18 protein-coding genes are annotated in these 13807 nt (G+C 57.3%); 5 read left to right on the top strand and 13 right to left on the bottom strand.

Translation table 11 applies throughout. From position 1 onward, the window contains the following. Positions 1–4: 4 nt before the first annotated feature. Together ACRZ95_RS20165 and ACRZ95_RS20160 are read right to left on the bottom strand one after the other, a co-directional pair. On the bottom strand, positions 5–388 hold the full coding sequence (locus tag ACRZ95_RS20165; RefSeq protein WP_170678884.1) for a hypothetical protein: 384 nt from the start codon (positions 386–388) through the stop codon (positions 5–7). A 33-nt stretch (positions 389–421) separates the two neighbouring features. After that, positions 422–961 carry a hypothetical protein gene (locus ACRZ95_RS20160; protein ID WP_170678882.1) on the bottom strand — a complete coding sequence of 180 codons (540 nt, stop codon included), beginning with the start codon at positions 959–961 and terminating at the stop codon, positions 422–424. A gap of 190 nt (positions 962–1151) precedes the next feature. On the opposite strand from ACRZ95_RS20160, the gene ACRZ95_RS20155 reads away from it, so the two are divergent. Continuing rightward, positions 1152–1853: an ORF6N domain-containing protein gene (locus tag ACRZ95_RS20155; protein WP_170678880.1), complete on the top strand. Its 702-nt coding sequence runs from the start codon at positions 1152–1154 to the stop codon at positions 1851–1853. Between the two features lie 47 nt (positions 1854–1900). Next, complete coding sequence (locus tag ACRZ95_RS20150; protein WP_170678878.1) at positions 1901–2329, top strand: hypothetical protein; 429 nt, start codon at positions 1901–1903, stop codon at positions 2327–2329. 44 nt (positions 2330–2373) lie between these two features. Here ACRZ95_RS20150 and ACRZ95_RS20145 read toward each other — a convergent pair whose 3' ends face one another. Then, on the bottom strand, positions 2374–2664 hold the full coding sequence (locus ACRZ95_RS20145) for a hypothetical protein (RefSeq protein ID WP_170678876.1): 291 nt from the start codon (positions 2662–2664) through the stop codon (positions 2374–2376). Positions 2665–2807: 143 nt separating this feature from the next. Continuing rightward, positions 2808–3227 (bottom strand): excalibur calcium-binding domain-containing protein, encoded by a 420-nt coding sequence (locus tag ACRZ95_RS20140; protein ID WP_480555482.1) that lies wholly within the window; start codon positions 3225–3227, stop codon positions 2808–2810. Positions 3228–3336: 109 nt separating this feature from the next. Here ACRZ95_RS20140 and ACRZ95_RS20135 point away from each other — a divergent pair, with 109 nt between their 5' ends. Beyond that, a complete protein-coding gene (locus ACRZ95_RS20135; protein ID WP_170678874.1) occupies positions 3337–3819 on the top strand; it encodes a pyridoxamine 5'-phosphate oxidase family protein in 483 nt (160 codons plus the stop codon). Positions 3820–3840: 21 nt separating this feature from the next. Here the strand turns inward: ACRZ95_RS20135 and ACRZ95_RS20130 are convergent, their stop codons facing one another. The 6 genes from ACRZ95_RS20130 to phhA form a co-directional block, all read right to left on the bottom strand. Continuing rightward, positions 3841–4161: an antibiotic biosynthesis monooxygenase family protein gene (locus ACRZ95_RS20130; protein WP_170378809.1), complete on the bottom strand. Its 321-nt coding sequence runs from the start codon at positions 4159–4161 to the stop codon at positions 3841–3843. 111 nt (positions 4162–4272) lie between these two features. After that, positions 4273–6558 carry a glycosyl hydrolase family 28-related protein gene (locus ACRZ95_RS20125; protein WP_170678872.1) on the bottom strand — a complete coding sequence of 762 codons (2286 nt, stop codon included), beginning with the start codon at positions 6556–6558 and terminating at the stop codon, positions 4273–4275. Positions 6559–6693: 135 nt separating this feature from the next. Continuing rightward, positions 6694–7095: a DUF4864 domain-containing protein gene (locus tag ACRZ95_RS20120; RefSeq protein ID WP_170678870.1), complete on the bottom strand. Its 402-nt coding sequence runs from the start codon at positions 7093–7095 to the stop codon at positions 6694–6696. A gap of 48 nt (positions 7096–7143) precedes the next feature. Then, positions 7144–8718: a lysine--tRNA ligase gene (locus tag ACRZ95_RS20115; protein ID WP_170678868.1), complete on the bottom strand. Its 1575-nt coding sequence runs from the start codon at positions 8716–8718 to the stop codon at positions 7144–7146. Positions 8719–8840: 122 nt separating this feature from the next. After that, on the bottom strand, positions 8841–9194 hold the full coding sequence (locus ACRZ95_RS20110) for a 4a-hydroxytetrahydrobiopterin dehydratase (RefSeq protein ID WP_170678866.1): 354 nt from the start codon (positions 9192–9194) through the stop codon (positions 8841–8843). 6 nt (positions 9195–9200) lie between these two features. Next, positions 9201–10001 (bottom strand): phenylalanine 4-monooxygenase, encoded by an 801-nt coding sequence (gene phhA, locus ACRZ95_RS20105; protein ID WP_170678864.1) that lies wholly within the window; start codon positions 9999–10001, stop codon positions 9201–9203. 85 nt (positions 10002–10086) lie between these two features. Here phhA and ACRZ95_RS20100 point away from each other — a divergent pair, with 85 nt between their 5' ends. Next, the gene (locus ACRZ95_RS20100; RefSeq protein ID WP_480555501.1) at positions 10087–10578 is read left to right on the top strand and encodes an Lrp/AsnC family transcriptional regulator; all 492 of its coding nucleotides are present in this window, start codon (positions 10087–10089) and stop codon (positions 10576–10578) included. 79 nt (positions 10579–10657) lie between these two features. Continuing rightward, positions 10658–11080 carry a tellurite resistance TerB family protein gene (locus tag ACRZ95_RS20095; RefSeq protein ID WP_170378829.1) on the top strand — a complete coding sequence of 141 codons (423 nt, stop codon included), beginning with the start codon at positions 10658–10660 and terminating at the stop codon, positions 11078–11080. Between the two features lie 2 nt (positions 11081–11082). Here ACRZ95_RS20095 and dacB read toward each other — a convergent pair whose 3' ends face one another. The 3 genes from dacB to ACRZ95_RS20080 all read right to left on the bottom strand — a co-directional run bounded on the left by dacB (position 11083) and on the right by ACRZ95_RS20080 (position 13751). Beyond that, on the bottom strand, positions 11083–12561 hold the full coding sequence (dacB, locus tag ACRZ95_RS20090) for a D-alanyl-D-alanine carboxypeptidase/D-alanyl-D-alanine endopeptidase (RefSeq protein WP_170678862.1): 1479 nt from the start codon (positions 12559–12561) through the stop codon (positions 11083–11085). 66 nt (positions 12562–12627) lie between these two features. After that, positions 12628–13248: a nicotinate-nucleotide adenylyltransferase gene (locus ACRZ95_RS20085; RefSeq protein WP_170678854.1), complete on the bottom strand. Its 621-nt coding sequence runs from the start codon at positions 13246–13248 to the stop codon at positions 12628–12630. Between the two features lie 32 nt (positions 13249–13280). After that, the gene (locus ACRZ95_RS20080) at positions 13281–13751 is read right to left on the bottom strand and encodes an MOSC domain-containing protein (protein ID WP_170678844.1); all 471 of its coding nucleotides are present in this window, start codon (positions 13749–13751) and stop codon (positions 13281–13283) included. Between the last annotated feature and the right edge of the window lie 56 nt (positions 13752–13807).

Below are 13807 nucleotides of genomic sequence, written 5' to 3'. Positions count from 1 at the left end.
CATCCTAAAGCCCTACTATCGATGCTAAGTACGCAGTAATCAGTCCGATCAAAACAGTACAAAATGCAGAAATGCTTACTCTGCCTATCGTTTTACCAGTGGTGTGTGAATTCCTTGCGACTAGTTCCGCGTCAGCTTGGGTGAGCTGGATCAGCGACAAAGGCATAAGTCTCGTTATCTGGCTTTCAGCATAGAAACCAAGCCTACGCGATACAGCTACGGTCAAAATCATACAAAATAGGCTGACAATTCCTGCGCGAAAAAGAGAGTTTAGATCAAAATTTTGTTCATTGAAGTGCAAAAGGAGAACACCACAAACCGCAAGTGCGCCTAAGCCTTGAATAACAATTGAAGTTGCCTTCTCTGCTTTCTTAATTGCAAGGTGCATTTTGCCAACGTTTTGCTTCCTAAGGCTGGAATATCAGTCTTCGACTTGTGCTTCGATGCTTCTGGCAACTGCCAAGTCAACGTATTCGATGGTCATTCGACCTGTTAGCCGCATAGACTCAAATGATATTCTCCTTTGTATATCTGATGCTTGTAGATTTTCCATCTTCTTTGGAAGTGCCATGGTGTTTCGCAGACCCACTTCAAGTGTGTAGGGTCTTGCTTCATTCGTTTTGGGAAGAATAATTAGGAAGTTATATTCAAGTTCAAACTCCTCTACGCACTCATTTCTTGTTGTGCCCTGTGCGGCAAATTTTTGAAAGCTACTAACGCGCTCCGTTTTATCGTCGATGTATCGAACTGTGATTGAGCAGTTGGACCCCATGCAATGGTACTGCTCCATGAGCGCTTCAATTGAGCGATGTAAATTTTCAATGTCTGAAAATTCTATTCGATGGGCGTCGAAGAAATACCGACCTAGACGTTCAGTTCTACCAGTAATGTCATTGTAGACATCCTGAATCACCTGAAGTGATACTTCACCACCAGTCGAGATTTTAACTTTATCGAGCAAAACAGAACCCCTGCAAACTGCTGAATTTAATGATGGTTTCGCATTACAGAGCCATCGATTGCGGATCAACCTTACAATCATAGGATGAAGTAAAATTTTCCTTTCACCAGCACTTCGGCGCTCCACCCTTGCGCCTCGTCCCACCCTCCTCCACGTTTGAAATCACAAATTGTGATTCCAAACGGTTGCCATGACGAACACCCTACCCAGCACGCATGAGGTCCAAAGCGCCATTCACCGGGTGCGCGGCACCCGTGTGGTGCTGGCCGAGGATCTGGCGCAGTTCTACGGAAAATCCGTCAGCGCGTTCAATCAGGCCGTCTCGCGCAACAAGGACCTGTTTGAAGGCTACCGCTTTCAGCTGTCCGATGCCGAGGTCGCCGATTTGCAATCACAGAATGTGATTTCAAAACCCAAGGGCCGCGGCGGGCGGCGGGTCAATCCGTGGGTCTATACGGATTACGGCGTGGCCATCGCCTCGGCCCTGTTCAAGGACCCGCGCGCGATCAGGATCACCCGGATGATCACCGAGGCCTTTGTCGACGGTGCGAATGCGCTCGCCGAGGCCCCGCGTAGCGTACCGGAAATCCTGCCGCCCGAGGGCGCCTCTGCCCCGTTGCTGCCCAATGGCGCGCAACTGCGTGATCTGGCCGAAAACATCCTCGATTCTGGTAAGCAAAGCCTTGTTGACTATATCGCCAGCCCCAGCACCAATCGCAAACAGGCCGTGGCAGCGATTATGAAGACATTGGCCGAAACCGCCAGCGAAGATGTCCGCACTCAGCAGGAACGCCTGCGCCTGAGCATTGCCCAGCGCCTGGCCACCGGTGACTATGCTGACGATGATGACAGAATGCGGCTGCTGGACTTGTTGAATGCGATGAAAGGCTAGCCCGTCACACACTTGCCAAAGGGCAATCTGCGGCTAGGTTCCTCGCTATGCGCTTTGTCCTGCTCTCACTGCTGCTCGGCAGCCCCGCCTATGCGTGGAACGCCACGATTGGCGAGATCTGCACGTTGACACACGAGACCGAAGCAGAGGAGATCCGGCTCACTTACGATCCGGCGCAGCCGCTCTATACCCTCGAAATCATGCGACGCGCCGAAGGCTGGACGCAAACGCCTTGGTTTGCCATGCGATTTGAAGGCCCAAACCCGATTGAGATTGGAACGCCAAGACACAAGCTGTCGGACGATGCGATGTCCCTATTCGTCTCAGACACCGGCTTTGGCAACGTCTTGGATGGCTTGGAGTTCAACCAAACAGCCTACGCCTTCACGCAAGACCACCTGAGTGAATTCTCACTGGAAGGCGCCGCGCCAGAGGTGCGCAAGTTTCGCACCTGCGCAGCGTCGCTGCTCTCGTAGCACTGCCTGAAGTGGCGCGGATCGGCCTCCGGTCAAACGTGCGTTCAGCCTTTGTCCCAATGGGCAATCACGTCAAAGCCTGCCGGGGTTGGCGGCGCTTCCATGAAATCAGCGAAATGCCCCCAAAGCTCGGCCACTTTTGGGGCGTTTGCGTTCGAGATATTCTCGCTCTCGACCACCGAGATCACATATCCGGTGCCGTCCTCGTTCATCACATTGGTAAAACAATGCATGCCGGGCATGCCCATGATTTCAGATTTCAATTCGTTCATCTTCGCCGTGGCCGCCTCGCGCGTACCGGGCTTCATTTTAAATTGAGTTACGCGTGCAAACATCTTTGTCCTCCCAAGCTGGGCGAAATTGCCCGATGGAGGCACCAAACTGGTACCAACGCGGGGCATCATAGCATGAACTGGCAGATTCCCGCAGCGTCACAGGCCAAGCGGTCGCGGATGTGACAGCCCTCAACCCACGGGTTTTAGGGCTTGATGAACTTGGCGTTGCCCAAGGACCTTTGGTTGGCGGTTGTTTGACGGGGCGTGGTCGTACTTGGCGAGGGGGCCGTTTGACGCTGCGCCACATCCGGTCCACAGGCCACTCCATCACCGTCGGGATCGTTGCGCGGATGATAGCCCGCATAGCCTTCGTAAAACGTCCCAAACCCCACGGCCCGAGAGGCATCGCACCCGGCCAGCGCGATTAGGTGCACCATGGCTTCATCCCGACCATAGTCTGAAAGGCGCACGAACATGTTGAAGGAAATCAACGCGACGGTCAGCGGCAGGCACAGAACCATAAGCAGAATACGCACGGGAGAGAGCGCGCGTCGCCGGGCAGCTTCGGCCCGGAGCTGACGTTTGGTCGGCAAGGGTTCGTCCAACTTGGATTTGCGAAACATCATACCACCGCGATACAGGGGATTTGTGGCGAAGCCGAGGCAGAACACGGCTCGCACACAAAGATCAGAGCGGATAGGATTGCCCTCACGCTTACCAATGCGAGGCAAAATGCCAAACAAAGACCCCTACCAACCGCTGGACGACACCGTCCGGGGCCTGATCCGCGAATTGATGGATGAGGCGACCCATGCCGCGCTCGCCGTTCTGAGCCCTGGCACCGCTTTGCCATCAGTATCGCGGATTGCTCTTGCAACAGATGCCGAGAGGCAGCCGATCTCGCTGATTTCAAGCCTGTCGGAACATAGCCGGGCGCTACAGAACAACACGGCCTGCGCCTTGCTGATTGGGGATCCCGGCCCTCAGGGGGATCCGCTGACGCATCCTCGGCTGACCTTGCACGCGACGGCTCGTTTGGTTGCAAGGGGAACGGCGGATCATGACAACCTCCGCCAGAGGTATCTGTCACTTCGCCCCAAGGCTAAACTCTATGCAGATTTCGCCGATTTCAGCTTTGTCCGCTTCGAGATTGAGGATGGGTTGCTGAACGGCGGGTTTGGCAAAGCTTACCGCGTCGAAGCTACAGACATCTGACACCGGGACACCGGACCTGCGTCAATTGAATGTCTCAGCCACGTCATACATGACCGGCTCAAAACTCTTGCACAGTTCATTGATCTTGCGGTTGCGGTCACGCATTTCCGGGGTGCGCAGCATGGCAAGAAAATCCTCGCGCCGTTCCCATTGCGAATAATTGGCAATACGGGTCTGGGCGTCGTTGACATGCAGGCCGGCCGATACAAAACCGGGCTGTTTTGAGATGAAGTCGGAATAAGCATCCGTCAGCGCCTCTAGCAGGTCCTGACAGGTGCCGGGTGTCATCTCAAATGTGGTAATGACGGTCTGAACGCTTGCGGTTTTGGCTATGGTCGGCATCTGAGTCCTCCTTTGGCTTACCCTCAGCCTAGCACAGGATTCCCAAACGTCTTGTCTTTCCTGTCACCCAAAGCGAAGCCGCCCCGATACAGGGGCGACTGGCTGCTATCGTCACTCTTCCAGACGCATCTGTACCGAGACATCGCCGCTCAGGCTTTCGGCCCAGCGCAGTTGGACAGCGTCGCCATTGCTGCCCTGTTCGACATCGGCATAGGGAAAGGAATAGCGCACCGACCCAAGCGCCGTTCTGAGCGGCCCCAGAACCGCCACTGCGTCGCAACTGCGAGCCTTGGAGCCAAACGGCAACCGACCGTCCGAGTCGATGGTCCAGACCTGCGAGGCCGAGCTCTGGCTATGTCGCACCCGCAGCGGGTTTTCCACCTTGGCATCAATTCCGTGATAGGTGTTGTTTCTGAACGTGACGTTGATGTGCTGATCCGCATCCAGATCCGCAAAAGACGTATCCACCCGGTCGGCACGCTCTAGGTCCGTCCCGTTAGAGCGGAACTTGTTGCCGGTCACCGCCAGCCCGTTGAGAAAATGCCCCGGACCGTGCGGGCGGATCACGATATAGCTGAACCAGGGCGGCGCCTCGCTGGAATAGAAGATATTGTCGGTGATGCTCATGGCGCTGAAGGAATAGCCCGAAACATAGGCGGGCGTCGTGTCACGCTCGTTCGTCCACTGCACAAAGCAATTGTCCACGTAATTCTCGGCGATGGTCGAGCTGTTATAGGTGCCGATCATGATCAGCCCTGCGGTCCGCACCCCTTGCGGGATACTGTCGCCCTGGAAAAAGTGGTTGCCAAGGATCATGTTGTTGTCGCCGCCGATAACCGCAAAGTGCTTGAAGCGCACCGCCCGGTTGTGGCGGATCTTCACGTCGTTCGAGGTGGTGTTCAGCGCGATCGACTTGCGATCGGGTACAATGAAGGACTCTTCCGAGGACAGGAACTGGCAATTGTCGATCAGCATACCCTTGCAGCCCGTTCCAATCGAGGTGATGCCGCGATCCAGCGGACGGCTGATGAAACAATCCGACAATGAGAATGTGCTTCCCGCAGGTGCCAGACGAATGGCGCTGCAACGGCCGTTGCACTGGAACTCGATCTGCTCCATCCCGAACTTGCGCAGCACTCCGAAATTACCGAAATCCAGCAGGTATTTGAAGGATACAAAAGTGAAGGTCTGGGTCCCTGCCGCATCATACAACGGCGCATTCAGCGTCAACTCACCAGCGCTTTCATCCTTGCCGCGCACGTAGATCTCGCGCCCGACGCCGCTGCCTTGAACCAGCGAACCGATGGGGATGTTCGCGACGTTGGCCACATTGGTCAGACGGGTCGAATCCGCAGGGTCATAGGTCGCGACCGAGGTGAAGGTCTCGGTATCCCAAGCCGAACTGCTTTTGACATCGAACTGACCGTTACGGATGACGCGACGGGTTGAAAACCCCGGCTTGTTGGGAACAGCGGCAAACATGTCGATTGGGGCCGTCACTTCGATCTTGCGGCCGGCCAGATCCAGCGATTCATGGTCCGAGTTGTTCAACAATGCCTGAAACGCTTTTTTGAAAGCCAGCTCTTCATTCCCGAACGCGGCGATATATGCTGGCAGGTCATAGTTTTTCAGCAGCAGAAGCATCTTGTCGTCAGGCATCGTCACAGTGCCTTCAAACTCGACCTCTGAGGACAGGGTGGTGTTCTCAGCCAGGCGATAGGTGCCTTGGGGTACAAAAATGCGACGGCCTCCAGCGGCCTGATCCGCTGCCTCGAACGCGGCCGAGTCGTCAGCAATACCGTCGCCCACCGCACCATAGTCGCGCACGTCCACACGGCTGATGATCTCACGCAGGAACACGCCGGTGACATCCGTGATCTCCAGATCATCGACGCGGATGACGGCCCCGTTAGCGCCCTCAACATCAATGCCGAAATGACCGTAGAGCGCCCTGACGCCCCACGCCATGTCCACGCCCGGACGCTGACCCGTGCCCACAATCGCGGTAATCTCGGTCACTGCGCCATAGCTTGTCAGCTGGGTGGCTGGGCCTTGCTCGACCACGCCCGCCAGATGGGTGTCGCCTGCTGCGCCGGCCCAGGCAGCGATCCGCACCTCGGGCAGAGGGCCACTGATCGCCTTGACCCGCGCCTTGATCTGCAAATAGCACCCCGGCAGGATTTGGGTCTGGCCCATATGACGCAACTGTTGCGGGTTATTGATCTTCAGGATCTCAAGACAGCCGCCAAAATCCGCATCCGACGGCACAAACGCCCCGGTGCCCGAGCCATCATAGGTCGGAGAGCCCGGCGTGCCATCGCCCACAGACCACACGCCCAGACCGTTTTCGAAAGCAGGCGGCATGAACACAATGCCGTCGGTGATTGCCTTGTTCATAGAAATCCCTTTCCTCGTCGCGCGGCCCAATGGCTGCACGTTCAAACGCCGTGTTCAGGTCCATCCCGAACGCGACGATCTGAGTATCCAAAAGGGATTAACCGCCACTCATGCGACCGTGACGGTGGTGTTGCATCAGGCCGCGGGGTCGGCGCGCCCAAGTAGCTGCACGCCGTTGATCTTCCAGACATTCTCCTGCTGGATCATCTGATAGTCGAGAATGTGAACCGCACCATCGCCATCGGTGATCATGACCTTCTGCCACAACGCGCCTGCGACCTCGCGCAGTTCCAGAAATCGCACGTCAGAGGGACGCCAGACCATGGGATAGCCATTGCGTACCATCGCTCCGAAATTGTCCGGGTTTCCGAAAAGACGCTGAATATTGGGGCTGGCAAAGGTAAAGGCCGTGGCGAAATCATTCGCCTTGAAGGCCTGGATCTGGGCCGCGATATTGGCCTCGATCTCGGCGCTTTGGGCAAACGCACCCGAGGCCAAACCGGCGCTCAGGGACAGGGCAAGCAGTAAACTACGCATAGGGCTACCTCCTGTCGGAACGGTAGCCCCATGCGGGATCAGGTCAAATCAGACCAGCTCTCCGGCCAAGGCCTTATCGATCAGCGCGATCGTTTCCGGCACGCCATAGAGGGCAATGAAGCCACCAAAACGCGGGCCTTGCGAGGCACCCAAAAGTACCTCGTAGAGGGCGGTGAACCAGCCACGCATCGGGTCAAACCGCTCACGCCCTATGGAATAGACCACCGATTGCAGCGCCTCATCCTCGGTCGGGCCGTCATATGCCTCAAGCGCGGCTTTCAGAGCCTCCAGCGCCTCGCGCTCTTGCTCCGTCGGGGCGCGGTGCTTGCGCATTGGTTTGACGAAATCGTTGAAGTAGCGCACGGCAAAACCCGCCGCCTGATCCAGATCGGGGTGGCTTTCTGCCGTCGCCTCAGGCGCATAACGGCGGATGAAGCCCCACAGCGCCTCTTTGTCCTCGGCCCCGGAAACCGACGCAAGGTTCAGCAACATGGCAAATGGAACGATCAGGCTCGATTCCGGGACATCTCCGCCATGAATATGCCAGACCGGGTTGTTCAACTGCGCCTTCAGATCCTGCCCCGGATAGGCCCGCAGCTGCTGGTGATATTCATCATAGGCTTTCGGAATAACGTCGAAATGCATCCGCTTGGCCGTCTTGGGCTTTTGATACATGAAATAAGACAGGCTCTCCGTAGGCGCATAGGTCAGCCATTCGTCTATCGACACGCCATTGCCCGACGATTTCGAGATTTTCTGGCCATTTTCATCCAGAAACAGCTCATACGAGAAATGCTCAGGCGCACGACCACCCAAAGCACGGCAGATCGCGTCATAGATCTTTTCGTTGGTGGCGTGTTCCTTGCCGTACATCTCGAAATCGACGCCCAATGCAGCCCAGCGCGCGCCAAAGTCCGGCTTCCACTGCAGCTTGACGTTGCCGCCTGTGACGGGAACGGTCCATTCCTTGCCCGTCTCATCGTCAAAGGTCACGGTGTAGGTCTCGGCGCAGACCTTCTTCATCGGCACATACATCACCCGCCCGCTTTCGGGATGCAGAGGCAGGAAGATCGAATAAGTTTGCTGCCGTTCTTCGCGGAGACTTTTCAGCATGATCGCCATGATCTCATCGTAGCGTTCGACAGCACGCTTTAGGATCTCGTCAAACTGTCCGGACTCGTAGAATTCCTTGGCCGAATAGAACTCATACTCGAATCCAAAGGTGTCGAGGAACCGGCGTAGCATAGCGTTGTTGTGCGCCCCAAAGCTTTCGTATTCACCGAATGGATCGGGCACCGAAGTCAGCGGACGCTGCAGGTGCTGCTCCAGAATCTCCGGGTTCGGCACGTTGCTGGGCACTTTTCGCATACCGTCCAGATCGTCCGAAAAACAGATCAGCTTGGTTGGGATATCCGACAGCGCCTCAAACGCGCGCTTGACCATCGTGGTTCGCGCGACCTCCCCAAAGGTGCCGATATGCGGCAGGCCCGAGGGGCCATAGCCCGTCTCGAACAGCACAAACCCCTTCTCCGGAGCGTTCTTCTGATAGCGTTTGAGCAACCGGCGCGCCTCTTCGAAAGGCCAGGCCTTGGACGACATTGCGGTTTCACGCAGTTCAGACATCAGATTTGCTCCATCGGGAAAAACAGCGCCGATCGCCCTTTGCAACCGACCGGCCCCTCCTATTGTGACGGTGCAGCATGAGTCAATAAAAGCACGGGGTTTTTCCGCGGATCTAGTCCGATTTAACCGGTCAACTGGTCCAGTTTCGCCGCCCAGATAAAGTCATTCTCGCTGAGCCCGCCGATTTCATGGGTCGTAAGCCTGACATCCACATAGCCCCAGCCGAATGAGATATCGGGATGGTGGCCCTGCTGCTCCGCCAGCCATGCACAGAGATTGGCCAGATATGTCGCCTTAGCGAAACCCTTGAACGCGAAGTGGCGGCTTAGCTCGGTCGACCCGGCATTCAGTGCCCAGTCCGATGAAAGCTCGCCCAAATGAGCGCTTGCCTCGTCTGCCGTCAGGGCGGGAATGCCGCCGGAACAAGGTACGCACGTACGGTCTGACAGGTTGCAGGTTTGTCCTGTTGTGGTCATTTTCGATCACTCCGCTGCTGTTGCTTTGGGTGGGAACTTGTTGGGCAATAGACCGAGCGACTGCGCCTGTCTTACATCTGCCAACAGGTCCCTGTCGGCCGCGGCGAACAGCGCCTCGGGGTCTTGCAGAACAAAGTAGCCCATCTGGTGCATGTCGATCCGGTATGGAGTACGCAGGATCGTCAGCACGTCGAACGGGTCCCGGTCCGGCATATCACTTTCGACCGCATAGACAAGTTCAGTAGGCGAGGACGCCAGACCCGAACCCAGCGCTTTGATTTCACCATCTTGCCATCGTAACCCGAACTCGACCGAGAACCAATAGAGCCGGATCAGCCAAGCATAGTCCTTCGGCCCAGCCTGCACCCCGGCCTTGCCGATGGCCTGACTGAACGCCGCAAATCTGGGATCGCTGAGCAAGGGCGTATGCCCAAAGATCTCGTGAAAGATGTCCGGCTCTTCAATATAGTCGAAATCCTCGCGTGAGCGGATGAAGGACGCTGCCGGAAACACCCTGTCAGCCAGCATCCCGAAGAAGGTCTCGAACCCGATCAGAGCCGGCACAGGCTGAACCCGCCATCCAGTTAGGTCCAACAAACGTTCCGAGATATCCGTGCAGGAGGGCACACGGGTCTTCGGCAACTCCAACCGTTTCAGGCCGTCGAGATAGTCACGCGCCATGTATTTCTGCACGTTGTCCTGCTGCGCCGCATAGAGATCGGCCCAAACTGCATCCTCTTCAGCCGTATACGCGATATGACCCTTCGCATCGGCGATTTTAGCGCGGTATTTCGTTGTTTTCGGCATCTTCTCCTCCCCTTCGCAGACATTCTATTCAAGGGAGAAGGCGAATTCAGTTTCTCTGGATGGAGAAATCGACTAAAGTTGAAGTATTCATTTTGCGTCTGGAGAGAAATTGACACAAACATTTCAACCTGCTGATCTGGCCATCCTGCAACAGCTGCAAACCGATGGCCGACTATCGATGCAGGAGCTTGCAGACCGCACGGGCCTGTCTGCCTCGCAATGCTGGCGTCGGGTGCGGGATCTTGAGGCCTCAGGCGTTGTATCGGGCTACACTGCGCAGGTCCGCGCCAAGTCTGTCGGACTGAACGCCATTGCCTATATCCACGTCGCATTGCAGAGCCATCAGGAAGACAGCATCAACGCCTTCCTCCGTCTGGTTGAGACAGAACCTCAGATCGTGGAATGCGCGTCGATTACCGGAGATCATGACTTCCTCCTCAAGGTCTATGCCAAATCGCCCGAAGATCTTGAGCTTTTCATCATGCAGCGCCTTTTGAAGTCCGGCCTGGTACGTGACACCCGTAGCAACTTCGTGTTGCGCCAAACCAAAACCCGGGGGCCATTGCCAATTCTCTGACCCTCGCCAGCAAAAGCCGTTGAACCTGCCCGCCAGCCCTCCTATCGTGCGACGGCAGCAAATGACTCAGGACGACCCAATGACCGATCAAGTACCACACCCGATGTCTCCGCAAGATTGCCTTGTGGCGATCATGGTCGCGATCTCGGCGTCGGATGAGACGATCCGCACCGCCGAACTGGTCAAGATCGAAGGCGCGGTGAATATGCTGCCTGTTTTTGCGGGTTATGACATCGACCGCACCCGCCGGGTTTCGCAAATCGTGTTCGACCTGTTCGAGCAGGAAGATGGGTTGGATGCCCTGTTCGGACTGATCCGAGAAAACCTGCCCGAACGCCTGAATGAAACCGCCTATGCGCTGGCCTGCGACGTAGCCGCCGCAGACGGTTCGCTGGCCGAGACCGAGCTACGTTTGCTGGAAGAAATCCGCTATGAGCTAAACATCGACCGCCTGCACGCTGCCGCGATCGAACGCGGTGCCCGCGCGCGCCACACGATTTAGGTTCAACTGCCGTAAAGAGACCCCCAGCGCTCAATCAAAGCCCGCTGAAGCTTGCGCGACCGTCGGTTCCAACTGCGAGCGCCTTCTGGTCGCTCGCGTTGTTCACGCGGGATCGTGGCGCGGTGGTCCACATCTGCCGTAAAGATCGCAAAGGCCAGTTCGGACCCGTCGGCCGTAGTCAGAAAGCCGCCAAGACCCGAGACGAAGTTCAGCGTTCCGGTTTTTGCATTCACCTTGATGGGGTGATCCTTGACCGCGCGACCCTGACTATCGGTCAGCGTAAAAGGCTTGAGCAGGGGCCGCAGCGCCCCGGTTTTGCGCGCCGCAACAAGCGCCTTCACCAGATCACCCGGAGGCATGCGGGACGCATCACCCAGACCAGAGTGATCCACCATGGCGATTTGGTTGGCCCCATAGGTCTCAGCCGCCCAGCGGTTCATCTCTGCCGCCGAGTCCGCCAGGTCACTCGGCCTGACCCCGCGTGCTTTCGTAGCCGCCATACCAACCATTTCTGCCGTCAAATTGGTCGAGTATTTCAACATCCCGCGCAGGATACTCTCCAACCGGTCACTCTGATGCACAACCAACGCAGTGCCTTTCGGGGTTTCCTGAGTGACTTGCACCCGACCAAGAACAACCCCGTTTGAGCGGGCAAGCGTGCGAAACACATCGCCCGCATAAAGTGCCGGTTTTCGAACAGGCAACCAACGTGCACCGCCATTGCCCAGCGCGCCTTTGGCCACGGTCCAGCGGTCCTGACGTGCGCTGGGTTGATAGGTGTAGATCGGCAGGCTGCGCGGTTCCACCCGCATCACAGCCATATCGACATCCGGACGGTACTTGGCGCTGCGCGCATCCATCGTGACGTTGTAATTCGTCCCGGCCCGCTTCCATTCGAAATGAACGCGGTTGAAGTTCAAAGAAATTCCACTGATCGCCGGACTATAGCCCAGATGATCTGGCTGCCCAGGGTCGATGCTGAACACGTAGGGCAAGGCTCCGCCATAGACTTTGAACGCCCCGCGCACCTCTGTAACCCCGGCCTCGCGCAGATTGGCTGCCATGCTTGCCAATGCATCTGTATCCAGCAGAGGGTCTCCGCCACCGACAAGGATCAAATCGCCTTTTAGAATGCCATTCTCAATTGTCCCATCCGCCAGAAGCTTGGTCTCAAAGCGATGATCTGGCCCCAGAACGTCCAACGCATAGAGCGCGGTCAGCGCCTTGCCCACACTGGCCGGAGGCAACCTGGCCTCACCCCCCAGCGCCTCAAGCTGGGTGCCCGTCTCAACATCTGCCACTGCAAAGATCACATCGCCCCGCAGCCCGGCTGCGCGAACGAACCGCTCGGCCCCGGTCAGCTGAGGTCCACGGGCCTGAGGCCGCAAGGATACCAAAGGCGCCTGCGCAAAGGCAGCCGCAGGGATCGCAGCTGCGCTCAACCCTGCCAGAAACAAACGGCGTGAAATACGATCAACCATGGGTCAATTAAAATCCCAGAGATGAAATTTGGACAACCATTGCATGAGAATATGCAGGCAATGTGGCTATTCGGGCAACACTCCGTTTGCCCAGATGCCGCGATTGCGAAGTTCAGTTGAACTGAGATTGACCATCGGCACGTTCACGAAACACCATGCCGGCGCCTGCGCGCGTCCCAATAGATGCCGCGCCTGCCCGTCAATTCTGTAGGGTGCGTAGACCCGCGCCGCTGGCGACATCCGCGCGGAAATTCGATCCCCCGGTCGCGCCACAACGCCCACGGGGACGCTGTCCATGATCAGCCGCCAGTCCTTCCATTGGTGAAACTGCGCCAGATTGTCGGCCCCCATGATCCAGACGAACCGAACTTGAGGATAAAGCCGCCGGAGGACCGCCAGAGTATCCGCAGTCGCCCGCGTACCCGTCAGCGCCTCGATATCCGTAACGTCCACCCGAGGGTGCTGCATCACCGCCCGCGCGGCCTCTAACCGACGCGGCAAAGGCGCAGGCCCTTGCTGTTTCAGAGGGTTACCCGGAGAAACCAGCCACCACACACGATCCAAACCGAAAGCCTTCATCGCCTCAAGGCTGACATGCACATGACCTTGATGCGGAGGATCAAAGGACCCCCCGAACAGCCCAATGACCTGTCCGGGCCGAGCATATGGTATCTGGCTGCGCAACATCCTTTGCTGTTGTTCAGAACTGAAGCAGCTTGTCAATCAATCGGTTGCACCGTATCGCCCACCCGAACGCGTCCAGGGCGCACCACTTCGGCACACCACCCGCCGTGCCCACGCACGGCAGAATAGCCGCCTTTTCCCAGCGCTTCCTCCATCCGGCTCCAGGGCGCACAGATCACGGTAAAGCGCAAAATCGCCTCACCCACCTGCACCTCGCGTCCTTTGAGCGCGGAGAGGTTAATCCCTGAAACCACCAGATTGCGCCGCAATATCTCTGGCGCGATCGGCCCTTGTCCAAGGTACGAGCCAATCGCCGCCAAATGCTCCTGTTGGATCAAAGTCACCGCTCTCTTGCCCGTGCGACTGCGATCTCCATCTAAACCATCGGCGGAAATCCTAGCGTCGCCCAAGGTGACGATCTCCGCCCGCCGGGCTGGACGCACTCCGATCCAATCGACCCGACCGGGCTTTGCCCACCCAGCAATCAATTCCGCAAGTTCTGACATCTCACGCGCCTCTCAAACCGAAGCCACTCTAGCCTGCCCAAGGTCTCAGCAAAAAA

The sequence above is a fragment of the Ruegeria sp. AI3 genome (genome assembly GCF_056541245.1).
This window is presented reverse-complemented; position numbering and strand designations above follow the sequence as displayed.